We start from the raw sequence: 23266 nt of genomic DNA on the forward strand, positions 1-23266 counted from the left end.
ACCGGCATTCTTTTCAGAGAGGACGCACCGAAATGAGTGCACACCCGGCCGGTCCCCGGCACGCAGAGATCCCGCACGCACCGAGTCTGGCCGAGCGCCCGACCGATCCGAGGGAGATGATCGACCTCCCCGCGAACGTCTGGCCGCGCAATGCCTCGCGCGCTGACGACGGTGTGGTCGCGCTGGCGGGCGTGCCTGTCACCGAGCTCGCCGAGCAGTTCGGCACGCCGCTGTTCGTGATCGACGAGGACGACTTCCGCTCGCGCTGCCGCGACATGGTCGCCGCGTTCGGGCCGAATGCTCGCGTGCACTACGCGTCCAAGGCGTTCCTGTGCGGCGAGATCGCGCGCTGGATCCGGGACGAGGGCCTTTCCCTCGACGTGTGCTCCGGCGGTGAGCTGGCCGTCGCGCGCAACGCCGGTTTCCCGGCCGAGCGGATCGCGCTGCACGGCAACAACAAGTCGGTGCCCGAGCTCGAAGCGGCCGTCGCGGCCGGTGTGGGGCACGTGGTCGTCGACTCGCTCTACGAGATCGAGCGGCTCGAAGCGGTCGCCGGTGCGGCGGGCGTGGTGCAGGACGTGCTGGTCCGCGTGACCGTCGGCGTCGAAGCCCACACCCACGAGTACATCTCCACCGCTCACGAGGACCAGAAGTTCGGCTTCTCGATCGCCGGTGGCGACGCCATGGAGGCGCTCGCCCGCGTTTTCGAGGCCGACAACCTGCGCCTGGTCGGCCTGCACAGCCACATCGGCTCGCAGATCTTCGAACTCGACGGCTTCGAGATCGCCGCGCGCCGCATGCTCGGCCTGCTGCGCGAGGCCATCGACAAGTTCGGCATCGAACGCACCGCGCAGATCTCGACCCTGGATCTGGGTGGCGGTCTCGGCATTTCGTACCTGCCGAGCGACAACCCGCCGCCGCTGGGCGAGTTCGCCGCCAAACTGCGCGCCCTGGTGGCCGCCGAGGCCGCCCGCGCCGGGCTGCCCGAGCCGACCATCGCCGTGGAACCGGGTCGCGCCATCGCGGGCCCCGGCACCGTCACCCTCTACGAGGTCGGCACCATCAAGGATGTCGAACTCGACGGTGGCGCGCGCCGTCGCTACGTCAGCGTGGACGGCGGGATGAGCGACAATATCCGCCCCGCGCTGTACCAGGCCGACTACGATTGCCGTCTGGTCTCGCGCTCGTCGGACGCCAACGCGGTCGTCGCGCGCGTGGTCGGAAAGCATTGCGAGAGTGGCGATATCGTCATTCGTGACACCTGGATGCCCGCCGATACGGCCCCCGGCGACCTGGTGGCCGTGGCAGCGACCGGTGCGTACTGCTATTCGATGTCGAGCCGCTACAACCTGCTCACCAGGCCCGCCGTGGTCGCGGTGCGAGACGGTGCGGCGCGACTGATTCTGCGCCGGGAAACGGTGGCGGACCTGCTCAGCCTGGAGGTGGAAGAATGAACGGCACCAAAGATGCGGGGCGTCCGCTCGGCGTAGCCGTGCTCGGGATGGGCACTGTCGGCACCGAGGTGGTTCGCGTGCTGTGCGATCACGCCGATGACCTGCGTTCGCGCGTCGGCGCGCCGCTCGTGCTGCGCGGTGTCGCGGTGCGCGACATCAGCAAGGACCGCGGTCTGCCCGCCGAGCTGCTCACCACCGATGCCGCCGCGCTCGTCGCCCGCGACGACGTGGACCTGGTCGTCGAGGTCATGGGTGGCATCGACCCCGCCCGCAAGCTGATCGGCGACGCGCTCAGCGCGGGCAAATCCGTCGTCACCGCCAACAAGGCGCTGCTGGCCGACTACACCGGCGAACTCGCCGCCGCCGCCGAGCGCAGCCGCGCCGACCTGTACTTCGAGGCCGCCGTCGCCGGTGCGATCCCGGTGGTCCGCCCGCTGATCCAGTCGCTCTCGGGTGACCGGGTGAACAAGGTCGTCGGCATCGTCAACGGCACCACCAACTTCATCCTCTCCGCGATGGACGAGACCGGCGCCGCCTACGACGACGTGCTCGCCGAGGCCACCGAACTCGGCTACGCCGAGGCCGACCCCACCGCCGATGTCGAGGGCTACGACGCCGCCGCCAAGGCCGCGATCCTGGCCTCGCTGGCGTTCCACACCCGCGTGACCGCGGCAGATGTCTACCGCGAGGGCATCTCCAAGATCACCGCCGAGGACCTGGAGACCGCGTCGGCCGTCGGCTGCACGGTGAAGCTGCTCGCCATCTGCGAGCGCGTCTCGGCCGGTCCGGGCGAGCCGACGCTGGAAGAGGGCGGCAAGGATCGCGTCTCGGTGCGCGTGTACCCGGCGCTCATCCCGCGCAAGCACCCGCTGGCCTCGGTCAACGGCGCGTTCAACGCTGTTGTCGTCGAAGCCGACAATGCCGGTCGCCTGATGTTCTACGGGCAGGGTGCAGGTGGCGCTCCCACCGCGTCGGCCGTGCTCGGTGACCTGGTGATGGCCGCGCGTAACAAGTTCTACGGTGGTCGCGCACCCGGCGAATCGGTTTATGCTGAGCTGCCGATCGCTCCGATCGGCGACACCCCCACCCGCTATCACGTGAACCTGCAGGTGGAGGACCGTCCCGGCGTACTCGCCGCGGTCGCCGACACTTTCGCCCAGCACGGGGTGAGCATCTCCACCGTGCGTCAGCAGGGCCACGGCGACGGCGCCCGGCTCGTGGTCGTCACCCACCATGCGGTGGAGTCGTCGCTGGCAGATACTGTCGCCGTATTGGCGGACATGGAATCCGTCACCGCTGTGACCAGCGTTCTCAGATTGGAAGGCACAGAAGAATGAGGCGGAATGTGCGCGGCGTCGCCGACATTCGCACCGCATCGTATGCAGAAAACACGTGTGCGCATGGTTGCGCCGCGACGCAGGGAGCGTTGGCATGAGCACGACTGGAATCGCCCCGCAGCTGGGTGTGCACTCGCGCTGGCCCGGTCTGATCGCTGCCTACCGTGACCGCTTGGCCGGTGCGGCCGACTGGGAGCCGGTGACCCTGTTCGAGGGCGGTACCCCGCTGGTCCCCGCGCCGCACCTGTCCGCGCTCACCGGGTGCGAGGTGTATCTCAAGGTCGAGGGTGCCAACCCCACCGGTTCGTTCAAGGACCGCGGCATGACCATGGCGATGACCGACGCCAAGTACCGCGGCCAGAAGGCCGTGCTGTGCGCGTCGACCGGCAACACCTCGGCCTCGGCCGCGGCGTACGCCACCCGCGCGGGCATGGAGTGCGCGGTGCTGATCCCGCAGGGCAAGATCGCGATGGGCAAGCTGGCCCAGGCCGTGATGCTCGGCGCCAAGATCATCCAGGTCGAGGGCAACTTCGACGACTGTCTCGAGCTGGCGCGCAAGGTGACCGCGGAGTTCCCGCAGGTCGGCCTCGTGAACTCGGTGAACCCGGCGCGGATCGAAGGCCAGAAGACCGCCTCGTTCGAGATCTGCGATGTGCTCGGCAAGGCGCCCGATGTGCACGTGCTGCCGGTCGGTAACGCGGGCAACATCACCGCCTACTGGCGTGGCTACCGCGAATACCACGCCGACGGCATCACCTCGGTGCTGCCGCGCATGCTCGGCGTGCAGGCCGCCGGTGCCGCGCCGCTGGTCAACGGTGCGCCCGTGAAGGACCCGGAGACCATCGCGACCGCCATCCGGATCGGCGCCCCGGCGTCGTGGAACGGTGCGATGGAGGCCAAGGACCAGTCCGGTGGTGCGTTCCGCGCGGCCACCGACGACGAGATCCTGGCCGCCTACCGCCTCGTCGCCGCGAAAGAGGGCGTCTTCGTCGAGCCCGCGTCGGCCGCGAGCGTGGCCGGTCTGCTGGCCGCGCGCAAGGAAGGCTGGCTGGATTCGGGGCTGACCGTCGTGTGCACCGTCACCGGCAACGGTCTCAAGGACCCGGACAACGCGCTGGCCGGAATGCCAGAGGTCAAGCCGATCGCCGTCGACCCGATCGCCATCGCCCGTGAACTCGAGCTGGCCTGAGTTGGCCGCACCCGAGCCCACGCTGATGACAGCGACCCTGCCCGCCGGTCTCGAAGTGACCGTGCGTGTTCCCGCCTCCACGGCCAACCTCGGGCCCGGATTCGATTGCCTGGGAATGGCATTGGGCATCTACGACGAAATCGTGGTACGCACTACCGCATCGGGACTCGACATCCGGGTGGAAGGTGAAGGCGCCGACGACGTGCCTTGGGGCCCAACACATCTGGTGGTCCGCGCGATCGAGCGTGGACTGGAATCGCTCGGTGTGTGGGCCGACGGTCTCGACGTGGTGTGCCGCAACGTGATTCCGCACTCGCGTGGGCTGGGCTCGAGCGCGTCGGCCGTGGTCGGCGGGCTGGCCGCGGGCGCCGGGCTGGCCGCGAAGTTCGACCCGGCACTGCGCATGGACGACGACCGGCTGGTGCAGCTCGCCTCGGAGTTCGAAGGCCACCCCGACAATGCCGCTGCCAGCGTGCTCGGCGCAATCGTGGTGTCGTGGACCGAAACCGGTGCCGCGCAGTCGCGTGCCTACCGGGCCGTGCGGCTCACCCCGGCGCCCGCGCTGCGCCCGGTGGTGCTGATCCCGCAGGAGCGCTCCTCCACGGCCCACACCCGCGGGCTGCTGCCCGAGCAGGTGCCCCACGGTGACGCGGCGTTCAATGTCAGCCGGGCGGCGCTGGCCGTCGTCGCGCTGACCGAACGCCCCGATCTGCTGATGTCGGCCACCGCCGACCGGTTGCACCAGACCCAGCGTGCCCCCGCGCTACCGCTGACAACCCAGTGGATCGAGCGGCTACGCGCCGCGGGTATCGCGGCGACGGTCTCGGGCGCCGGCCCGACAATTCTCGCCTTGACTACCGAAGAATTCCCCGATGACCTGCGCAAACAGGCAGAATCGGACGGTCTGCGCGTGGTCGAACCAGGCATCGCGGACGGGGTATTGATCGACTGACGGCGTGCCTGCCTTGCCGTTGTTCGCAATAGGCAGCTATTCTGGGCAAGTCCGTACATCGTGCGCATCAGACGCCGGTGCTTCATCAGGGCAATCGCTCCCCTCACCACTGTCTTCTGGTGGCGAAGGCCTCCGGTCCTCCCGCGGCGGGTAGTACGGCACAGGCGTCGAACATGGACGCATAATCCGAGCTCGGCATATGTTGCCGGGTCTACGGAACGGAACCCTCGAATCAGCACACGGCATTCGAGGGAAGGAAAGGACTTCCGTGACAGAAACGGACCTGCTCGCGACACCCGGGGTGGATTCCAACCCTACGAACTCGGGCAGCCGCGAAAGTGAATCCGGACAGATTTCGAAAATGAGCGAACAAACCGACGTCGCACGATCGGGGCTGACTGGAATGCTGTTGCCGCAGTTGCGCGCACTGGCGGGGGAGCTCGGTATCCGAGGTACCTCCGGAATGCGTAAGGGCGATCTCATCGCCGCTATCAAGGAAAATCAATCCGGAGCGCCTGCCAAGGGCGACAAGCCCGCCGCCGCCGCCGTGACGGCCACCGCGCCGGTCGCGAACGAAGCTCCCGCCAAGAACGACGCGCCTGCCAAGAACGAAGCGCCCGCGAAGGTGGACAAGTCCGCCAAGGCAGAGAAGCAGGCCGCGCCCGCCGAGAAGCAGGCTCCCGCCGAGGTCAAGGCCAGCGAGCCGACGACCGTCGAGGCCAAGCCCGTCGAGGCTCCGGCCGAACAGGCCGCGACCGAGCAGGTCAAGGCCGATGCCCCCGCCGACGCAGGCGAGGATTCCGGTCGCGATGGTGGCCAGCGTGGTCGTGGCAGGCAGCGTCGTGGGCGTGACCAGGCCCGTTCCGGTGGTGGCGACAATGCCCCCGCCGAGAACCGCGCCCCCGCGGAGAGCCGCGCCGAGGAGACCAAGCAGGCCGACAAGGCCGAGGGCGGCGACCAGGGCGAACGCCGACGCGATCGTGGCGAGCGCAACGGCGCCGAGCGCGGCGAGCGCAACGGTAACGACCGCGGCGGCAACGACCGTGGCGAGCGCACCGGTGGCGACCGTAATCAGAACGAGCGCAACCAGAATCAGAGCCAGAACGGCAACACCGGCGGTAATCGCGGTCCCCGCGACGACCGCGGTGGTGACGACGAGGAAGGCGGCCGCGGTCGCCGGGGTCGTCGATTCCGTGAGCGTCGTCGTGGTCGTGACCGCGATGGTGGTCCCGCCGGCGGTGGTCAGACCGAGGCCCGCGATTACGACATTCGCGAGGACGACGTCCTGCAGCCGGTCGCGGGCATTCTCGATGTCCTCGACAACTACGCGTTCGTGCGGACCTCCGGCTACCTCGCCGGCCCCAACGACGTGTACGTGTCGATGAACCTGGTTCGCAAGAACGGCCTGCGCCGCGGTGACGCGATCACCGGTGCGGTGCGCGCCCCGCGCGACGGCGAGCAGAACAACCAGCGACAGAAGTTCGATCCGCTGGTTCGCCTCGACACCGTGAACGGTGGCGAGCTGGAAGCAGCGCGTCGTCGGCCGGAGTTCCAGAAGCTCACCCCGCTGTACCCGAACGAGCGGCTGCGCCTGGAAACCGCGCAGAACAAGCTCACCACGCGCGTGATCGACCTGATCATGCCGATCGGTAAGGGCCAGCGTGCGCTGATCGTGTCCCCGCCCAAGGCGGGTAAGACCACGATCATGCAGGACATCGCCAACGCGATCGCGATCAACAACCCCGAGTGCTACCTCATGGTTGTCCTGGTCGACGAACGTCCCGAAGAGGTCACCGACATGCAGCGTTCGGTGAAGGGTGAGGTCATCGCCTCCACCTTCGACCGCCCGCCGGGTGACCACACCTCCGTCGCCGAGCTCGCCATCGAACGTGCCAAGCGTCTGGTGGAGATGGGCAAAGACGTTGTGGTGCTGCTCGATTCGATCACCCGATTGGGTCGTGCGTACAACAACTCCTCGCCCGCATCGGGTCGTATCCTCTCCGGTGGTGTCGACTCGACCGCGCTGTACCCGCCGAAGCGTTTCCTCGGCGCGGCCCGCAACATCGAGAACGGTGGCTCGCTCACCATCATCGCCACGGCGATGGTGGAGACCGGTTCCACCGGCGACACGGTGATCTTCGAAGAGTTCAAGGGCACCGGCAACGCCGAGCTCAAGCTCGACCGCAAGATCGCCGAGCGGCGCGTGTTCCCCGCGGTGGACATCAACCCGTCGAGCACCAGGCACGACGAGCTGCTGCTCTCGCCCGACGAGATGGCTGTCGTGCACAAGCTGCGGCGTGTGCTGTCGGGCCTGGACTCGCACCAGGCGATCGATCTGCTGATGGATCGTCTGCGCAAGTCCAAGAACAACCTCGAGTTCTTGATGACGGTCTCCAAGACCGCACCGAGCGCTCTCGACGAGTGATCGTCTAGAACTGCGAACAAGGGCCCCGCTTCGGCGGGGCCCTTGCTCGTTCTCGGCCGCCTTGATCTGGACTGAGTGGAGGGTGCGACGAAGGAGTACCCGGAGGGAGGGAAGATCGAGGGAACAGGCCGAGAACCCGCGGCGCCAGCCGCTGTGTAACAGGGAACAAACCGGAGGTGGGGGGTGTTCTGAGTGAGTGCGGCCTGATCTGGCATACTGGACCGCTGTGTGTCTGCGAGTTCTCGCAGACTCCCGCCTAGTCGGTTCCGGTTCACGTACTCCACTCCATGGAGCTACGACCCGGCGACCATTATCGAGAGGACGCCCATGAAGGCAGGAATCCACCCCACGTATGTCGACACCACCGTTGTGTGTGGTTGCGGCAACACCTTCCAGACTCGCTCCACCAAGGAGTCCGGCCAGATCTCGGTCGAGGTCTGCTCGCAGTGCCACCCGTTCTACACGGGCAAGCAGAAGATCCTCGACACCGGCGGCCGCGTGGCTCGCTTCGAGGCTCGCTACGGCAAGCGCGCAGGTGCCAAGAAGGCCGAAGACGCCTCCTAGTTACCTCCCCCGACGCCCGGTACTGCTCACGCAGGCCGGGCGTTGTTGGTTGGCGGCGCGGGCGCCGCGGGTTCTCGGCCCTGTGGGCCTCGATCTTCCCTCCCTCCGGGCACTCCTTCGTCGCACCCTCCGCTCAGTCCAGATCGAGGCGGCCGAGAAACGGCCTTCGGCCTGAAGACATCCCAGCCGGGACCATTCCCATAGGAGCTCAACGCATGGCCGATCAGACGGCCCCGTCCGCTATCGATGACATCTTGGCCGAGTACGCGGGCTTGGAGATGCAGCTCGCCGATCCGTCGTTGCACAACGACGCGGGTGCGGCGCGGCGAGTGGGGAAGCGGTTCGCCGAGCTGGCGCCGGTGATGAGCACCTATCGCAAGCTCGAGACCGTGCGCGACGACCTGGAGGCCGCCCGTGAGCTGGCCTCCGACGACGCCTCGTTCGCCGCGGAGGTGCCGGGGCTCGAGACCCAGCTCGTGGAGCTCGAGCAGGCTCTTGCCGACCTGCTCGCCCCGCGCGACCCGCACGACGGCGACGATGTGGTGCTCGAGGTGAAGTCCGGCGAGGGTGGCGAGGAATCGGCGCTGTTCGCGGCGGATCTGGCGCGCATGTACATCCGCTACGCCGAGCGGCACGGGTGGAAGGTGGAGACGCTCGACGTCACCTATTCCGACCTGGGCGGATACAAGGACGCGACGCTGTCGATCAAGAGCAAGGACGCCGCGCGCGACGGGGTGTGGTCGCGATTCAAGTTCGAGGGCGGCGTGCACCGGGTGCAGCGCGTGCCGGTGACCGAATCGCAGGGCCGCATTCATACTTCCGCCGCGGGCGTGCTGATCTACCCCGAGCCCGACGAGGTCGAGCAGGTGCAGATCGACGAGACCGACCTGCGCATCGACGTCTACCGGTCCTCCGGCAAGGGCGGCCAGGGTGTCAACACCACCGACTCCGCGGTCCGCATCACCCACCTGCCCTCTGGCATCGTGGTGACCTGCCAGAACGAACGCTCCCAGCTGCAGAACAAGGCACGCGCCATGCAGGTGCTCGCCGCCCGGCTGCAAGCTCTGGCCGAGGAGCAGGCCGACCAGGAAGCCGCGGCCGGTCGCGCCAGCCAGATCCGCACGGTCGACCGTTCCGAGCGGATCCGCACCTACAACTTCCCGGAGAACCGGATCGCCGATCACCGCATCGGTTTCAAGTCGCACAATCTCGACGCCGTCCTCGATGGCGACCTCGACCCGCTGCTCGACGCGCTCGGCAAGGCAGACCGCGACGCGCGCATGGCTGCCGAGTAACCGGCATGAGCGGCGAACGCCTCCGGTTGCGTCCGCTGATCGTCGAAGCCGCCGCGCGGCTGGCCGAGGCGGGTGTCGGTTCGCCCATGCCCGACGCGGAGCAGCTGGCCGCCCATGTGCTCGGCACCGAGCGCATGCGGCTGGCGTTGTTCCCGATGGTCGAGCCCGAGATCGCCGACCGGTACCGCGCGCTGATCGAACAACGGGCCATGCGAATTCCCTTGCAGCACTTGACCGGAACGGCCGCGATGGGTGCGATCGACCTTGCCGTCGGCCCCGGCGTCTTCGTGCCGCGCCCGGAGACCGAGCTGCTGTTCGCGTGGGCGCTGGCCCACCTGGAGACGCTCCCGCACGACCACGCACCGATCGTCGTCGACCTGTGCACCGGCTCGGGCGCACTGGCCCTTGCCATCGCCCACGCTCGCCCCGACGCAGTGGTCCACGCCGTCGAGCTCGATCCCGGCGCTCTCACCTGGGCCCGCCGCAACGCCGACACCCGCATCGCCGAGGGCGACACCCCGATCACCCTGTACTCCGACGATGTCACCGACCCGACCCTGCTCACCCCGCTGACGGGCCGGGTCGACCTGGTCGTCTCGAACCCGCCCTACATCCCCCAAGACGCGATCCTCGACCCCGAGGTAGCCGACCACGACCCTCACCGCGCGCTCTTCGGCGGCCCGGACGGCCTCGATGTCATCCGCGCCATGATCCCCACCATCGCCCGACTCCTTCGCCCGGGCGGCGCCACCGCCATCGAACACGACGACACCAACGGCGGGGGAGTAGCGGCGCTGCTCGCGGCAGCCGATTTCACCGGCATCGTCGAACACACCGATCTCGCCGACAAGCCCCGCTTCGTCGTCGCCCGCCGCTGATCCTGACCGAGTCCGACGACGACGTCAGTTCGTTGGTGGCAAACACCGACCGCGGTCGAACCTCATGGTCGAACAAGTGGCCTTGGCGCTCAGCACACTTCGAGCATCTATCGAGATACCTGATCTCGCACCGACATGGGTAACTCACCGGGTACGGGCCGACCCAGCCCCGACCATCGTCTGGCCGCCAACGTGAATCGTTTCGCGCCTGGGTCTGGCCAACAGGCGCGGAGAGGCGGGAAAGTCCCCCTACATCTGACCGTCGGCCCGACAGCTACACTCTTGCCGCACCTACGACCCGCTAAATACCCGGAGAGGCGGAACAGTGAGTACCGTCTATGACTGTGCTGAGAGCGACTCGCGTGCCGCTGGGATCACGGCGGCGACCAGCGCGTTGAAGTCCGGTCGATTGGTCGTGATGCCTACCGACACGCTCTACGGCCTCGCCGCCGACGCGTTCGATTCCGCCGCGGTGAGCGATCTGCTGGCCGCCAAGCGGCGCGGGCGGGATATGCCGGTCCCCGTGCTCGTCGGGTCGTGGCACACGATCGATGGACTGGTGTTCTCGGTGCGGCCGCAGGCCAGGGAGCTGATCCGCGCGTTCTGGCCCGGTGCGCTGAGTCTTGTTGTGCAGGCCGCGCCTTCGCTCGCGTGGGATCTCGGCGATACCCGTGGCACGGTGATGTTGCGGATGCCGTTGCATCCGGTGGCGCTGGAGTTGTTGCGTGAGGTCGGCCCCCTGGCGGTGTCGAGCGCCAATGTGTCGGGGCAGCCGCCCGCGACCACCGCCGCACAGGCGCGTGAGCAGCTGGGGTCGCTGGCGAGTGTGTACCTCGACGGTGGTCCGGCCGAGCACGCTCTCGCCTCGACGATCGTCGACCTCACCGCGGATCAGCCGCGGGTGCTGCGGGAGGGTGCTGTGCCGGTGGCCGATATCGCGGAGGTGCTCGGGATGGTGCCGGAAGCCCTGATCAGCTCCGCGCAGCGGTGATCGCACGCCGCTGATGAGCTCAGTCGTTCCCCTGCGCGAGCTACTGCTCGTGCTGCTCGTCTCGGCCACGGTGACCTTCCTGGCCACCGGCGGTGTCCGGATGCTCGCCATCTCGTTCGGCGCGGTGGCGGTGCCACGTGAGCGCGACGTGCACGTGAAGCCGATTCCGCGGATGGGCGGACTCGGTATCTATTTCGGTGTGGTCGCCGCGGTGCTGTTCGCGCATCAGCTGCCCGCGCTGCGAAGAGGTTTCGACTACACCCCTGACATTCCGGCGGTGCTGGTGGCCGCCACGATCATCGTGCTGGTCGGCATCGTCGACGACCGCTGGGGCCTGGACGCGCTCACCAAATTCGTCGGCCAGATCACCGCGGCGGGCGCGATGGCGGTGATGGGCCTGGGCTGGTACGTGATCTACAACCCGTTCAACGGCACCACCGTCGTGCTCGACCAATTGCAGGGCGGTCTCGTCACCGTGGGGATCACCGTCACCCTGGTGAATGCGATGAACTTCGTCGACGGCCTCGACGGGCTGGCCGCCGGCCTCGGCTTGATCTGCGCGAGCGCGGTTTTCGTGTTCTCCATCGGTTTGCTCTACGACCAGGGCGGCTCGGTCGACACCTATCCGCCCGCGTTGCTGGCCGCCGCGCTGGCGGGCGCCTGCCTCGGATTTCTGCCGCACAATTTCTCGCCCGCCCGAATATTCATGGGCGATACCGGGTCGATGATGATCGGTTTGATCTTGGCCGCGGTATCCACCGGCGCATCCGGCCGAATTCCGCTACAGGGTTACGGCCCGCGCGACATTGTGGGTTTGCTGTCGCCGCTGTTGCTGGTCGGCGCGGTGATGTTCATTCCGGTGCTCGACCTGTTGCTGGCGATCGTGCGCCGGGTGCGCGCCGGCGTGAGTTTCTCCACACCGGACAAAATGCATCTGCACCACCGATTGCTCCAGATCGGACATTCGCACCGGCGCGTGGTCTTGCTGATCTATTTATGGGTCGGCGTTCTCGCGTTCGGCGCGGTGGGAACTTCATTGATGGATAGACGTCTTGTTGTCTTGCTGGTGGCAGGCGGATTGGTGTTCGCGCTGGTAGTGACCGCGATCCCGTCCGTGCGCAGAACAGAGTCGACGCAGCACTGAGTTCGGCGTGCAAGGTAAAGTTCGGGCCGTGAGCTTTACACCCAAAACCGTGCCAGGCCCTGACGCCCCCCTGCGCGCCGCGCTGCGCTACGGCCTGATCGGCCTCGGCGTGCTCGTGGTCGTCTCCGTGGCGATCGCGTCGGCGGTGGCCGGGATGCCCGGTCTGTGGGGCGCGTTGCTGGGCGCCGCGATCGGTGGTGGGTTCATTCTCACCACGGTCGTCGCGGTGCTGCTCGGCGCCAAGCTGCCCCCGACCATGGCGGGCGCGGTCATGCTGGTCAGCTGGGTCGGCAAGATGCTGGTGGCGCTGCTGGTGATCGTGGTGCTCAACCAATTCGACTTCTACAGCAGGCCCGCGCTGTTCTTTACGGTGGTAGGAGCCCTGCTGATCGTTCTCGGTGCCGAGACGTACGGCGTTGTGAGCCAGAAGGTTCCGTACGTCACGACACGCGCGGGAGACAGCGAAACGGCTTCCGAGCAGGAATAATCCCACCCAGCTACGCACTGTCGTAGATAGCTTGGTAAAGTGTTGGTAAGCAAGCACCCAAGCTAGAGGCTCGGCCCGACCAACTCGGGGCATTGCCTCGAGTTACCAGGGGGGATCATTACGATCCTGCCCGGTGCCGCTATGCTTACTGCCGATCCGGGTGGAATGTGCCCGGTTGAAGCATGTCGACGATGTCGCCGACGCCCGAACAGAAGCCGATACGGGTTACACCGTACGAGCGGCTGTCGAATTTCGAGCCGACCAGAGTCGACCGCATTGATCGTCTGTATATGTCCGATCGAACCGCGGGAATGACCGTCGTACCCGCGGCCCGAACACGGGAGAGAACGCTGAGCGTCATCACTTTGGCGGCGGGCGAGTTCCACGCGCCATCGCTGTCCGACTTCTTCCCTCCAGCAGTGCTGTTCGAGGGTACGCCGTTCGAACTCGATCGTCTGATGCTGGTCCGCCTGTTGATGACCGCCGTTGTGGTGATCGTGTTCCTGCTGGCTTTCCGCTCGCCGAAGATCGTGCCGCGCGGCCTGCAGAACCTGATGGAAGCCGGTGTGGTTTTCGTCAAGGAGCAGATCGCCGACGAAGTACTCGGTAAGGAAAACGGTAAGAAGTTCCTCCCGCTCCTGGCGACGATCTTCTTCACGGTTCTCTTCCTGAACTTCTCCGGTGTGATTCCAGGATTGAACATCTCGTCCAATGCGCGCATCGGCATGCCGCTGGTCTTGGCCGCGATCGTCTACATCACCTACAACTTCGTCGGCATCCGGAAGTACGGGTTCTTCTCCTACATCCGGCACAGCATCGTCGTTCCCGACGTGCCGGTCGCGCTGCACGTGCTGCTGATCCCGATCGAGTTCATCTCGACCTTCATCCTGCGCCCGTTCACGCTGACCGTCCGACTCATGGCCAACATGCTGGCCGGCCACATCATGCTGGTGCTGTTCTTCAGCGCGACCTGGTACTTCCTGTTCGACGCCACCGCGTGGATGAAGGTCTTCTCGCCTTTCTCGCTGCTGGCAGGCATCGGCTTCACGCTGTTCGAGCTGCTGGTCATCGCGCTGCAGGCCTACGTATTCGCACTGCTGGCCGCCGTGTACATCGGCGAGGCCCAGCACGCCGCCGACCACTGACCTGACTGAACCAACTACCGGAAACCTGCTACACGCGCCGACCGGCGGGTGAGCAACAGAAAGGGAAAGATTCATGAGCCTCGCTTACCTGGCCCAGGAAGCCGCGACCACCGAGAGCACCTTCAAGGGCTTCGGCGCCATCGGCTACGGTCTGGCCGCGATCGGCCCCGGCATCGGCGTGGGTATCGTCGTCGGTAAGGCCATCGAGGGCATCGCTCGTCAGCCCGAGCTGTCCGGCCAGATCCGGACCACCATGTTCCTCGGTATCGCGTTCACCGAGGCCCTGGCGCTGATCGGCCTCGTCGCCGGCTTCATCTTCTGATTCCGATGCGCGAACTCATCACGCTCGCCGCAGAGGGAGAGGATGTGAATCCTCTCCTCCCCGCAACGTACGACATCGTCTGGTCGATCGTCTGTGTCGCCATCATCGGCGTGCTCTTCTGGAAATACGTGATCCCGCGTGTGACCAAGACACTCGAAGACCGCACCGACAAGATCGAAGGCGGTATCGCCAGGGCCGAAGCAGCCCAGGCCGAAGCACAGCAGACGCTGGAGCAGTATCAGCAGCAGCTGGCCGACGCCCGGCTCGAGGCCGCGCGCATCCGTGAGGAAGCACGCACCCAGGGTCAGCAGATCCTCGCGCAGATGCGCACGGATGCCCAGTCCGAAAGCGACCGTATCGTCGCCGCCGGTCATTCCCAGCTGGAAGCCCAGCGCCAGCAGATCCTGACGGAGCTGCGTTCCGAGGTCGGCCGTACGGCCGTCGACCTGGCCGAGAAGATCATCGGTCAGTCTGTTTCGGACGAAGCCAAGCAGGCGGCGTCGATCGACAAGTTCCTCAGCGAACTCGACGACACCGACGCCATCGGGGTCGGAAGGTAGCGACGCGAAAGTGAGAAGCATGTACGCAGCGAGCCGCGAGGCCAGTACCCGGTCTCGCGAGGCGCTTCGGGTCGCTCTGACCGGAAGCGAAACTGTTGCGGCCACAACGGGGTCGGAACTGTTCGCCGTTGTCGCCGTGCTGGACGACCAGCGTTCGCTGCGTGTGGCGCTCGCGGACGCCTCGGTGCCGGGTTCGGCGCGCGCTGAACTCAGTGAGCGGGTCTTCGGCGGCAAGGTCAGCGCTGCCACGCAGGCAGTGCTGACCACCGCGGTGGCACAGAACTGGTCACGCACCCGCGATCTGGTCGACACCCTGGTGCTGCTCGGGCAGGAAGCTCTGCTGGAGTCGGCCGCCGTCGGCGGCCGTCAGGACGCGGTGGAGGACGAGCTGTTCCGGCTCGGACGCATCGTCGCCGACAATCCGCAGCTGGAGCAGGCACTCTCCGATCAGGGCAAGCCCGCCTCGGCGCGGCGCGAACTGATCGAGCGGCTGCTCACCGGCAAGGTCGAGCCGGTCACCCTGGCGCTGGCCGAGCAGGCGGTGACCCGCCTGCGGACCAACAACATCGGCGTCGCCCTCGACGCCCTGTCCGATCTGGCGGCGGCCCGTCGTGACCAGATCGTCGCCCACGCGCACTCGGCGGTCGAGCTGAACGATCAGCAGAAGGAGAAGCTGTCGGCTTCCCTGCAGCGGATCTACGGCAAGGCGGTCACCGTGCACGTGCAGGTCGACCCGACGCTGCTGAGCGGCGTCGTCGTCCGCGTCGGAGACGACGTGATCGACGGCAGCGCCACCGGCCGACTGGAGAAGCTGCGTCGAGCACTGTCCTGACAAGGGCGCTCAACGCAGTAATTTTCCGACCCCCGACATTCGAGACCACAGCGAGAGCAGGAACAACATGGCGGAGCTGACGATCTCCTCCGACGAGATCCGTAGCGCGATCGAGAGCTACACCCAGAGCTACACCCCGGAAACCTCCATCGAAGAAGTCGGCCTCGTGACCGACACCGGCGACGGCATCGCGCACGTCAGCGGTCTGCCTTCGGCGATGGCCAACGAGCTGCTCGAGTTCCCCGGCGGGGTCCTCGGCGTCGCGCTGAACCTCGAGGACACCGAGATCGGTGCCGTCATCCTCGGCGAGTACGCCTCGCTGGAAGAGGGCCAGCAGGTCCGTCGCACCGGCGACGTGCTCTCCGTTCCCGTGGGTGACAAGTTCCTCGGTCGCGTCGTCAACCCGCTCGGCCAGCCGATCGACGGCCTGGGCGAGATCGAGACCGACGAGCGCCGCGTGCTGGAGCTGCAGGCCGCGTCCGTGCTGGAACGTCAGCCGGTCGAAGAGCCCCTCGCAACCGGTATCACCGCGATCGACGCGCTGACGGCCATCGGCCGCGGCCAGCGTCAGCTGATCATCGGCGACCGCAAGACGGGCAAGACCGCCGTCGCGATCGACGCGATCCTGAACCAGAAGGCGAACTGGGAGACCGGCGACGCCGACAAGCAGGTTCGCTGCATCTACGTCGCGATCGGCCAGAAGGGCTCCACCATCGCGGGCGTCAAGACCGCGCTCGAGGAGCACGGCGCGATGGAGTACACCACCATCGTCGCGGCCCCGGCCTCCGATTCCGCCGGCTTCAAGTGGCTGGCTCCGTACACCGGTTCGGCCATCGGCCAGCACTGGATGTACCAGGGCAAGCACGTCCTCATCGTGTTCGACGACCTGACCAAGCAGGCCGAGGCGTACCGCGCCATCTCGCTGCTGCTGCGTCGTCCGCCGGGCCGCGAGGCGTACCCCGGTGACGTCTTCTACCTGCACTCCCGTCTGCTGGAGCGTTGCGCGAAGCTGTCCGACGAAATGGGCGGCGGCTCGATGACCGGTCTGCCGATCATCGAGACCAAGGCCAACGACGTCTCGGCGTTCATCCCGACCAACGTCATCTCCATCACCGACGGCCAGGTCTTCCTCGAGTCCGACCTGTTCAACAAGGGCGTCCGCCCGGCGATCAACGTCGGTACCTCGGTTTCCCGTGTCGGTGGCGCCGCGCAGACCAAGGCCATGAAGAAGGTCGCCGGTTCGCTGCGTCTGGAAATGGCGCAGTACCGCGAGCTGGAGGCGTTCTCCGCCTTCGCCTCCGACCTCGATGCCGCGTCGCTGGCGCAGCTCGAGCGTGGTGCCCGCTGGGTCGAGCTGCTCAAGCAGGACCAGTACTCCCCGGTCTCGGTCGAGGATCAGGTCGTCTCGATCTTCCTGGTCGACGCCGGCTACTACGAGTCGGTGCCCGTCGCCGACGTGCGTCGCTTCACCGCCGAGCTGCTCGAGTACCTGCACGGTGCGACCCAGAGCTCGTTCGACGCGCTCGAGGGTGGCAAGAAGCCGCTCGCCGGCGAGGCCGCCGACGCGATCAAGGCCGAAACCGACAAGTTCAAGCAGGGCTTCCTCGATTCGGACGGCAAGCGCATCGTGAACGAGGCTGCGGCAGGCGAGCTGGACCACGAAGAGGTCGAGTCGCTGTCGGTCACTCGCAAGCACGTCGACAAGTAAGCCGGGTCATGATGTCGGCAATTTCCGATCTGGCGAATGAAGGGAGTGTGAACCGCTAGTGGCAAGTTTGCGCGAATTGCGCTCCCGCATTCGTGGTGTGAATTCGATCAAGAAGATCACCAAGGCTCAGGAACTGATCGCGACCTCGCGAATTTCCAAGGCCCAGGCCAGGGTTGCGGCTGCCAAGCCGTACGCCGAGGAGATCACCAAGGTCCTCGGCGAACTGGCGAGCGCTTCGAAGAACCTGTCGCACCCGCTGCTGACCGAGCGTCCCAACGCTCGTCGGGCCGCTGTCCTGGTGATCACCAGTGACAGCGGTATGTGCGGTGGCTACAACTCGAACGTGCTCAAGCGTGCCGAGGAGCTCATGACCTCGCTGCGTGGCGACGGCAAGGAACCCGTTCTGTACGTGATGGGCAACAAGGGCATCACGTACTACAAGTTCCGCAACCGTCCGTTCCAGGCGTCGTGGGCAGGCTTCTCCCAGCAGCCCAAGTACACCGATGCGTCGTCCGCGTGCAAGCACCTGGTCGAGGCCTTCATGGCCGGCTCCGAGGGCGAGGTCACCTCGCTCGACGAGACCGGAACCATCGAGGGTGTCGACGAGCTGCACATCGTGTACACCAAGTTCGTGTCGATGCTGACCCAGAATCCGGAGGTGCGCCGCCTGGCGCCGATCCAGGTCAGCTACGTCGACGAGAACTACGAGCTCGGCGACGACATGATGTCGGACTCGCCGAACGTGGTGGCCACGGCACAGTACGAGTTCGAGCCGGACGCCGATGTACTGCTCGGGGCTCTGCTGCCCAAGTACATCAACACGCGTATCTACGCATCGTTGCTCGAGGCAGCGGCATCCGAGTCCGCGGCTCGGCGCACCGCAATGAAGGCGGCGACCGATAACGCCAACGAGCTGGCCAATGTGCTCCAGCGCGAGGCGAACTCGGTGCGTCAGGCCCAGATCACGCAGGAAATCAGCGAAATCGTCGGCGGCGTCAACGCGCTGGCGTCGAGCTCGGACCGCGACTAAGAAGCGCAGGAAGAGAACCAATCTAATGACCGCAGCTGTCACTCAGGACAACGCGAAGAAGGCGGGCGAAACCGCTGGACGCGTCGTCCGTGTCATCGGCCCCGTCGTGGACGTCGAGTTCCCGCGTGGCGCCATTCCCGAGCTGTTCAACGCTCTGAACTCCGACATCGAGCTCCCGTCGGTGGCCAAGACCCTCACCCTCGAGGTCGCTCAGCACCTCGGCGACAACATCGTGCGCACCATCTCGATGCAGCCGACCGACGGCCTGGTCCGTGGCGCGACCGTCACCGACACCGGCAAGCCGATCTCGGTGCCCGTCGGCGACATCGTCAAGGGCCACGTGTTCAACGCCCTCGGTGACTGCCTCGACACTCCCGGCCTCGGCCGCGACGGCGAGCAGTGGGGCATCCACCGTCAGCCGCCGAGCTTCGACCAGCTCGAGGGCAAGACCGAGATCCTCGAGACCGGCGTCAAGGTCATCGACCTGCTGACCCCGTACGTCAAGGGCGGCAAGATCGGTCTGTTCGGTGGTGCCGGTGTCGGCAAGACCGTGCTGATCCAGGAGATGATCACCCGTATCGCTCGCGAGTTCTCGGGCACCTCGGTGTTCGCGGGCGTCGGTGAGCGTACTCGTGAGGGCACCGACCTCCGTCTGGAAATGGAAGAGATGGGCGTCCTTCCGGACACCGCCCTCGTCTTCGGCCAGATGGACGAGCCGCCGGGCACGCGTATGCGCGTCGCCCTGTCGGCGCTGACCATGGCGGAGTACTTCCGCGATGTCCAGCACCAGGACGTGCTGCTCTTCATCGACAACATCTTCCGTTTCACCCAGGCCGGTTCCGAGGTCTCGACCCTGCTGGGTCGCATGCCTTCGGCCGTGGGTTACCAGCCGACGCTGGCGGACGAGATGGGTCAGCTCCAGGAGCGCATCACCTCGACCAAGGGTCGCTCGATCACCTCGCTGCAGGCGATCTACGTCCCCGCCGACGACTACACCGACCCGGCGCCGGCGACCACCTTCGCCCACCTGGATGCGACGACCGAGCTTTCGCGCCCGATCTCGCAGAAGGGCATCTACCCGGCCGTCGACCCGCTGACCTCGACCTCTCGTATCCTCGAGGCTTCGATCGTCGGCGAGCGCCACTTCCGGGTCGCCAACGAGGTCAAGCGGATCCTGCAGAAGTACAAGGAACTGCAGGACATCATCGCCATCCTCGGCATGGACGAGCTCTCCGAAGAGGACAAGGTCCTCGTCGGTCGCGCCCGTCGCCTGGAGAAGTTCCTCGGTCAGAACTTCATCGTCGCCGAGAAGTTCACCGGCCAGGTCGGCTCGGTCGTTCCGCTGGAACAGACCATCGACGACTTCGACCGTGTCTGCAAGGGCGAGTTCGACCACTACCCGGAGCAGGCGTTCAACTCCTGCGGTGGTCTCGACGACGTCGAGGCAGCCGCGAAGAAGATCCTCGGGAAGTAGTCCACTATGGCGGAGATGACAGTTGATCTCGTAGCTGTCGAACGCAAGCTCTGGTCCGGCCAGGCTTCGTTCGTCAGCGCGCAGACCACCGAAGGTCAGATCGGCATCATGGCAGGCCACGAGCCGCTGCTCGGTCAGCTCGTCGAGGGCGGCACGGTTTCCATCGTGTCGACCGACGGCGAGCGGATCGTCGCCGCGGTGCACGGCGGCTTCTTCTCGGTCACCGCCGACACCGTGCGTGTGCTGGCCGAGTCCGCGGAACTCGCGGGCGAGGTCGACGTCGACGCGGCGCGCAAGGTGCTGGCCGACGCGAGCGCCACCGAGGTGGAGCTGCGCGCGGCGCAGGGCCAGGTGCGCGCGGTCGAAGCGACCGTGACCGACTGATCGCAGTAGAACGACGCTCTGCCGGCGAGGAACTTCGGTTCCTCGCCGGCAGAGTTGTTTGTGCCGCCTTTTTCGTGGGGATCGACGATCCGGCCGAAGCGCCGACCAGCGGGCGTGATTGAATGGAGGAGCGGGGGTTTAGTGCCACCGGTAAGAGCGAAAGGGCGTACGGCATTGCAAACCGGGATGGTTCTCCTGATCATTCTGGTGCTGACGCTCGTGTTCGTAGCCGGGGCCTCGACCTATCGCCTGGTGATGTTGCGCCGCGGGGGCACGGCCGCGCTACTACGCACTCTGCCCGCGCGCGGCGGCCAAGGCTGGCGGCACGGGCTCATTCGCTACGACGAGGATCGCCTCGTCTTCTTCAAACTGACCAGCCTGAAATTCGGCCCCGACTCCACGGTGCATCGGCAGGGCCTCGAGATCGTCGAGCGCCGAGCGCCACAGGGCGACGAATTCGACATCATGACCGATGACATCGTGGTGGTAGCCGTCACCGATCCGCAGAACAGTTTCGAGTTAGCGCTCGACCGCGGTTCGATGGCGGCTTTTCTGTCCTGGGTGGAGTCGCGACCGTCCGATCGCGCCCGCCGTACTCGTGGAGGCCCGTCGTGAGTGTGCACCTGACCCGCATCTACACCCGCACGGGTGACGACGGAACGACCGGTCTCAGCGACTTCTCCCGCGTCGCCAAGAACGATCCACGGCTGATCGCCTACGCCGACTGCGACGAAGCCAACGCCGCCCTCGGTGTCGCCGTCGCCCTCGGTGCGCCCGAACCCGCGGTGCTCACGGTGCTTCGCCAGATCCAGAACGATCTGTTCGACGCCGGCGCCGACCTGTCCACCCCGGTTGTCGCCGAACCGAAGTACCCGCCGCTGCGCATCACCCAGCCCTATATCGACCGGCTGGAGAAGTGGTGCGACGAGTTCAACGACGGTCTGGCACCGCTGAATTCGTTCATCCTGCCCGGCGGCACGCCGTTGGCTGCGTTGTTGCACACAGCTCGCACGGTGGTGCGTCGCGCCGAGCGATCCGCGTGGGCAGCCGTCGATTCCCACCCCGACGACACCAGTGTGCTGCCCGCGAAATACCTGAATCGACTCTCGGACCTGCTGTTCATCCTCAGCCGGGCCACCAACCCCTCCGGCGACGTGTTGTGGCAGCCCGGCGGCGGACTACCGCGCTGAAAGCGACTCTCCGAGGCGAAGAATCGGTCGGTTTCTTGTTCTTTCGTGGCAGGGGGGCGTGTCGTCGCGTGACGGTCGATAAGCTGGCGTGGTGAGCGAACGGTTTCTGGTCTCCGGCGGCAATCGACTCGTCGGCGAGGTCGCGGTCGGCGGCGCGAAGAACAGCGTGCTGAAGCTGATGGCTGCCTCGTTGCTGGCCGAGGGCACGACCACCATCACCAACTGCCCTGACATCCTCGATGTCCCCCTGATGGCGGAGGTCCTGCGCGGCCTCGGCTGCGATGTGACGATCTCCGACGACGTCGGCGGCGACAACTCGGTGGTCACCATCGATACCCCCGCCGAACCCAAGTACCACGCGGATTTCCCCGCGGTGACCCAGTTCCGCGCGTCGGTGTGTGTGCTCGGTCCGCTGATGGCGCGCTGCAAACGTGCCGTGGTGGCGCTACCCGGTGGTGACGCGATCGGATCGCGTCCCCTCGATATGCACCAGGCAGGCCTTCGCCTGCTCGGCGCGACCAGCGAGATCGAGCACGGGTGCGTCGTCGCCCGCGCCGACGAGCTGCAGGGTGCGCGGATCCGCCTCGACTTCCCGTCGGTCGGCGCGACCGAGAACATCCTGATGGCCGCGGTCCTGGCCGAAGGGGAGACGGTCATCGACAACGCGGCGCGCGAGCCCGACATCGTCGACCTGTGCACCATGCTCGTCCAGATGGGTGCGCGGATCGAGGGTGCCGGTTCCTCGGTGCTCACCGTGCAGGGGGTCAAGAGCCTCTCGCCCACCACGCACCGGGTGATCGGCGACCGCATCGTCGCCGCCACCTGGGGGATCGCCGCCGCGATGACCACCGGCGATGTCCGGGTCACCGGCGTCAACCCCAAGCACCTGGCCCTGGTGCTGGACAAGCTGCGCTCGGCCGGCGCGCGAATCTCCTACGAGCCCAACGGCTTCCGGGTCGTACAGGCCGAGCGTCCACGCGCGGTGAACTTCGCGACGCTGCCGTTCCCCGGCTTCCCCACCGATCTGCAGCCGATGGCCATCGGCCTGGCCGCCATCGCCGACGGCACCTCGATGATCACCGAGAACGTCTTCGAGGCGCGGTTCCGTTTCGTGGAGGAGATGATCCGGCTCGGCTCCGACGCCCGGACCGACGGTCACCATGCGGTGGTCCGTGGGATCCCGCGGTTGTCGAGTGCACCGGTCTGGTCTTCCGACATCCGCGCGGGTGCGGGCCTGGTACTGGCCGGCCTCGTCGCCGACGGTGTCACCGAAGTGCACGACGTCTATCACATCGACCGCGGCTATCCGAGGTTCGTCGAGCAGATGCAAGCACTCGGAGGACAGGTCGAACGGGTCGATGTGCCGAAATAGGCTCCTGACCAGCCGATTTGACTTCGTGTTGGTCGGCACGTAACTTTATTCGAGTCAGAGCGACACGGACACCGACTCAGCCGCCCAGCGGTTGGGACACGAGGTAGGACGTTGAGCGCCTGACTGATCATGTGTTCAGAGGAACTCGGATCGGATTTGCTTCCGGCCGGTTGCCTGAGCTAAAGTACGAACCCTTGCCTCACTGAAACCCCTACCAGATGTTGTGGGTAGAAGTGTGTGCGTGTGTTCTTTGAGAACTCAATAGTGTGTCGATGAATGTCAGTGCCAATAATAATTATTGGTTCCAACCTTCGCGTACCCCCCGGTCGTGGGAGGTTGGACAAAAACAACAGCGAAATTTTTTTGCTGGTGTTTGGCTTTGCTAGGTTTTCGGACTCTAGTCTTTAGATTATTCTGATTGACCCTTCGGGGTTGGTTGAGAGTCTTCAACGGAGAGTTTGATCCTGGCTCAGGACGAACGCTGGCGGCGTGCTTAACACATGCAAGTCGAGCGGTAAGGCCCTTCGGGGTAC

The 23266-nt window shown here is 66.4% G+C and carries 22 protein-coding genes and 1 rRNA gene; all 23 read left to right on the top strand.

Annotated elements, in window-relative coordinates; all coding sequences use genetic code 11:
- Positions 1-32 precede the first annotated feature (32 nt).
- Positions 33-1454 (top strand): diaminopimelate decarboxylase, encoded by a 1422-nt coding sequence (lysA, locus tag ACFWPK_RS31165; protein ID WP_378921873.1) that lies wholly within the window; start codon positions 33-35, stop codon positions 1452-1454.
- Positions 1451-2791: a homoserine dehydrogenase gene (locus tag ACFWPK_RS31170; RefSeq protein WP_378921875.1), complete on the top strand. Its 1341-nt coding sequence runs from the start codon at positions 1451-1453 to the stop codon at positions 2789-2791. Before lysA ends, ACFWPK_RS31170 begins: the two co-directional genes overlap by 4 nt.
- 94 nt (positions 2792-2885) lie before the next feature.
- On the top strand, positions 2886-3980 hold the full coding sequence (gene thrC, locus ACFWPK_RS31175) for a threonine synthase (protein ID WP_378921877.1): 1095 nt from the start codon (positions 2886-2888) through the stop codon (positions 3978-3980).
- 25 nt (positions 3981-4005) lie between these two features.
- Positions 4006-4932 carry a homoserine kinase gene (gene thrB / locus ACFWPK_RS31180; RefSeq protein ID WP_378921906.1) on the top strand — a complete coding sequence of 309 codons (927 nt, stop codon included), beginning with the start codon at positions 4006-4008 and terminating at the stop codon, positions 4930-4932.
- A 268-nt stretch (positions 4933-5200) separates the two neighbouring features.
- Positions 5201-7357: a transcription termination factor Rho gene (gene rho, locus ACFWPK_RS31185; protein WP_378921879.1), complete on the top strand. Its 2157-nt coding sequence runs from the start codon at positions 5201-5203 to the stop codon at positions 7355-7357.
- Between the two features lie 327 nt (positions 7358-7684).
- Positions 7685-7921 (top strand): 50S ribosomal protein L31, encoded by a 237-nt coding sequence (gene rpmE / locus ACFWPK_RS31190; RefSeq protein ID WP_301905193.1) that lies wholly within the window; start codon positions 7685-7687, stop codon positions 7919-7921.
- 215 nt (positions 7922-8136) lie between these two features.
- Positions 8137-9216, top strand: coding sequence for a peptide chain release factor 1 (gene prfA / locus ACFWPK_RS31195; protein WP_357211322.1), 1080 nt, complete (start codon positions 8137-8139; stop codon positions 9214-9216).
- Between the two features lie 5 nt (positions 9217-9221).
- Positions 9222-10094 (top strand): peptide chain release factor N(5)-glutamine methyltransferase, encoded by an 873-nt coding sequence (prmC, locus tag ACFWPK_RS31200; RefSeq protein ID WP_378921881.1) that lies wholly within the window; start codon positions 9222-9224, stop codon positions 10092-10094.
- Positions 10095-10419: 325 nt separating this feature from the next.
- A complete protein-coding gene (locus tag ACFWPK_RS31205) occupies positions 10420-11085 on the top strand; it encodes an L-threonylcarbamoyladenylate synthase (RefSeq protein WP_378921883.1) in 666 nt (221 codons plus the stop codon).
- A 13-nt stretch (positions 11086-11098) separates the two neighbouring features.
- Positions 11099-12229 (top strand): glycosyltransferase family 4 protein, encoded by a 1131-nt coding sequence (locus ACFWPK_RS31210; protein ID WP_378921885.1) that lies wholly within the window; start codon positions 11099-11101, stop codon positions 12227-12229.
- Positions 12230-12257: 28 nt separating this feature from the next.
- Positions 12258-12716, top strand: a complete 459-nt coding sequence (locus tag ACFWPK_RS31215; RefSeq protein WP_378921886.1) for a hypothetical protein — start codon at positions 12258-12260, stop codon at positions 12714-12716.
- A gap of 290 nt (positions 12717-13006) precedes the next feature.
- Positions 13007-13861 carry a F0F1 ATP synthase subunit A gene (gene atpB, locus ACFWPK_RS31220; protein WP_378921888.1) on the top strand — a complete coding sequence of 285 codons (855 nt, stop codon included), beginning with the start codon at positions 13007-13009 and terminating at the stop codon, positions 13859-13861.
- A gap of 73 nt (positions 13862-13934) precedes the next feature.
- Positions 13935-14183: an ATP synthase F0 subunit C gene (locus ACFWPK_RS31225; RefSeq protein WP_056817903.1), complete on the top strand. Its 249-nt coding sequence runs from the start codon at positions 13935-13937 to the stop codon at positions 14181-14183.
- Between the two features lie 5 nt (positions 14184-14188).
- On the top strand, positions 14189-14743 hold the full coding sequence (locus ACFWPK_RS31230; protein ID WP_378921890.1) for a F0F1 ATP synthase subunit B: 555 nt from the start codon (positions 14189-14191) through the stop codon (positions 14741-14743).
- Positions 14744-14762: 19 nt separating this feature from the next.
- Complete coding sequence (locus tag ACFWPK_RS31235) at positions 14763-15575, top strand: F0F1 ATP synthase subunit delta (RefSeq protein ID WP_378921892.1); 813 nt, start codon at positions 14763-14765, stop codon at positions 15573-15575.
- A 67-nt stretch (positions 15576-15642) separates the two neighbouring features.
- Positions 15643-17283, top strand: a complete 1641-nt coding sequence (gene atpA / locus ACFWPK_RS31240) for a F0F1 ATP synthase subunit alpha (RefSeq protein WP_378921894.1) — start codon at positions 15643-15645, stop codon at positions 17281-17283.
- A 58-nt stretch (positions 17284-17341) separates the two neighbouring features.
- The gene (locus ACFWPK_RS31245; RefSeq protein WP_378921896.1) at positions 17342-18313 is read left to right on the top strand and encodes a F0F1 ATP synthase subunit gamma; all 972 of its coding nucleotides are present in this window, start codon (positions 17342-17344) and stop codon (positions 18311-18313) included.
- A gap of 25 nt (positions 18314-18338) precedes the next feature.
- Entirely contained in the window at positions 18339-19787 is a 1449-nt protein-coding gene (gene atpD, locus ACFWPK_RS31250) for a F0F1 ATP synthase subunit beta (RefSeq protein ID WP_056817894.1), read from the top strand.
- 6 nt (positions 19788-19793) lie between these two features.
- Positions 19794-20171 carry a F0F1 ATP synthase subunit epsilon gene (locus ACFWPK_RS31255; protein WP_358179681.1) on the top strand — a complete coding sequence of 126 codons (378 nt, stop codon included), beginning with the start codon at positions 19794-19796 and terminating at the stop codon, positions 20169-20171.
- A gap of 186 nt (positions 20172-20357) precedes the next feature.
- Complete coding sequence (locus ACFWPK_RS31260) at positions 20358-20786, top strand: DUF2550 domain-containing protein (RefSeq protein WP_378921898.1); 429 nt, start codon at positions 20358-20360, stop codon at positions 20784-20786.
- A complete protein-coding gene (locus ACFWPK_RS31265) occupies positions 20783-21361 on the top strand; it encodes a cob(I)yrinic acid a,c-diamide adenosyltransferase (protein ID WP_378921900.1) in 579 nt (192 codons plus the stop codon). The genes ACFWPK_RS31260 and ACFWPK_RS31265 overlap by 4 nt, the downstream gene beginning before the upstream one ends.
- A gap of 91 nt (positions 21362-21452) precedes the next feature.
- Positions 21453-22733: a UDP-N-acetylglucosamine 1-carboxyvinyltransferase gene (gene murA, locus ACFWPK_RS31270; protein WP_378921902.1), complete on the top strand. Its 1281-nt coding sequence runs from the start codon at positions 21453-21455 to the stop codon at positions 22731-22733.
- A 446-nt stretch (positions 22734-23179) separates the two neighbouring features.
- A 16S ribosomal RNA gene (locus ACFWPK_RS31275) occupies positions 23180-23266 on the top strand; the annotation flags it as partial.

It is taken from the genome of Nocardia sp. NPDC058519, from assembly GCF_042719755.1.
In the GTDB taxonomy this organism is placed as follows: Bacteria; Actinomycetota; Actinomycetes; order Mycobacteriales; family Mycobacteriaceae; genus Nocardia.

Coding starts and splice junctions, on each gene's coding strand:
- atpD (WP_056817894.1), top strand. CDS start 18,339: ATGACCGCAGCTGTCACTCAGGACAACGCGAAGAAGGCGGGCGAAACC.
- atpB (WP_378921888.1), top strand. CDS start 13,007: ATGTCCGATCGAACCGCGGGAATGACCGTCGTACCCGCGGCCCGAACA.
- ACFWPK_RS31230 (WP_378921890.1), top strand. CDS start 14,189: ATGCGCGAACTCATCACGCTCGCCGCAGAGGGAGAGGATGTGAATCCT.
- ACFWPK_RS31210 (WP_378921885.1), top strand. CDS start 11,099: ATGAGCTCAGTCGTTCCCCTGCGCGAGCTACTGCTCGTGCTGCTCGTC.
- rpmE (WP_301905193.1), top strand. CDS start 7,685: ATGAAGGCAGGAATCCACCCCACGTATGTCGACACCACCGTTGTGTGT.
- ACFWPK_RS31170 (WP_378921875.1), top strand. CDS start 1,451: ATGAACGGCACCAAAGATGCGGGGCGTCCGCTCGGCGTAGCCGTGCTC.
- atpA (WP_378921894.1), top strand. CDS start 15,643: ATGGCGGAGCTGACGATCTCCTCCGACGAGATCCGTAGCGCGATCGAG.
- ACFWPK_RS31235 (WP_378921892.1), top strand. CDS start 14,763: ATGTACGCAGCGAGCCGCGAGGCCAGTACCCGGTCTCGCGAGGCGCTT.
- ACFWPK_RS31260 (WP_378921898.1), top strand. CDS start 20,358: ATGGTTCTCCTGATCATTCTGGTGCTGACGCTCGTGTTCGTAGCCGGG.
- prfA (WP_357211322.1), top strand. CDS start 8,137: ATGGCCGATCAGACGGCCCCGTCCGCTATCGATGACATCTTGGCCGAG.
- ACFWPK_RS31255 (WP_358179681.1), top strand. CDS start 19,794: ATGGCGGAGATGACAGTTGATCTCGTAGCTGTCGAACGCAAGCTCTGG.
- thrC (WP_378921877.1), top strand. CDS start 2,886: ATGAGCACGACTGGAATCGCCCCGCAGCTGGGTGTGCACTCGCGCTGG.
- lysA (WP_378921873.1), top strand. CDS start 33: ATGAGTGCACACCCGGCCGGTCCCCGGCACGCAGAGATCCCGCACGCA.
- thrB (WP_378921906.1), top strand. CDS start 4,006: ATGACAGCGACCCTGCCCGCCGGTCTCGAAGTGACCGTGCGTGTTCCC.
- prmC (WP_378921881.1), top strand. CDS start 9,222: ATGAGCGGCGAACGCCTCCGGTTGCGTCCGCTGATCGTCGAAGCCGCC.
- ACFWPK_RS31225 (WP_056817903.1), top strand. CDS start 13,935: ATGAGCCTCGCTTACCTGGCCCAGGAAGCCGCGACCACCGAGAGCACC.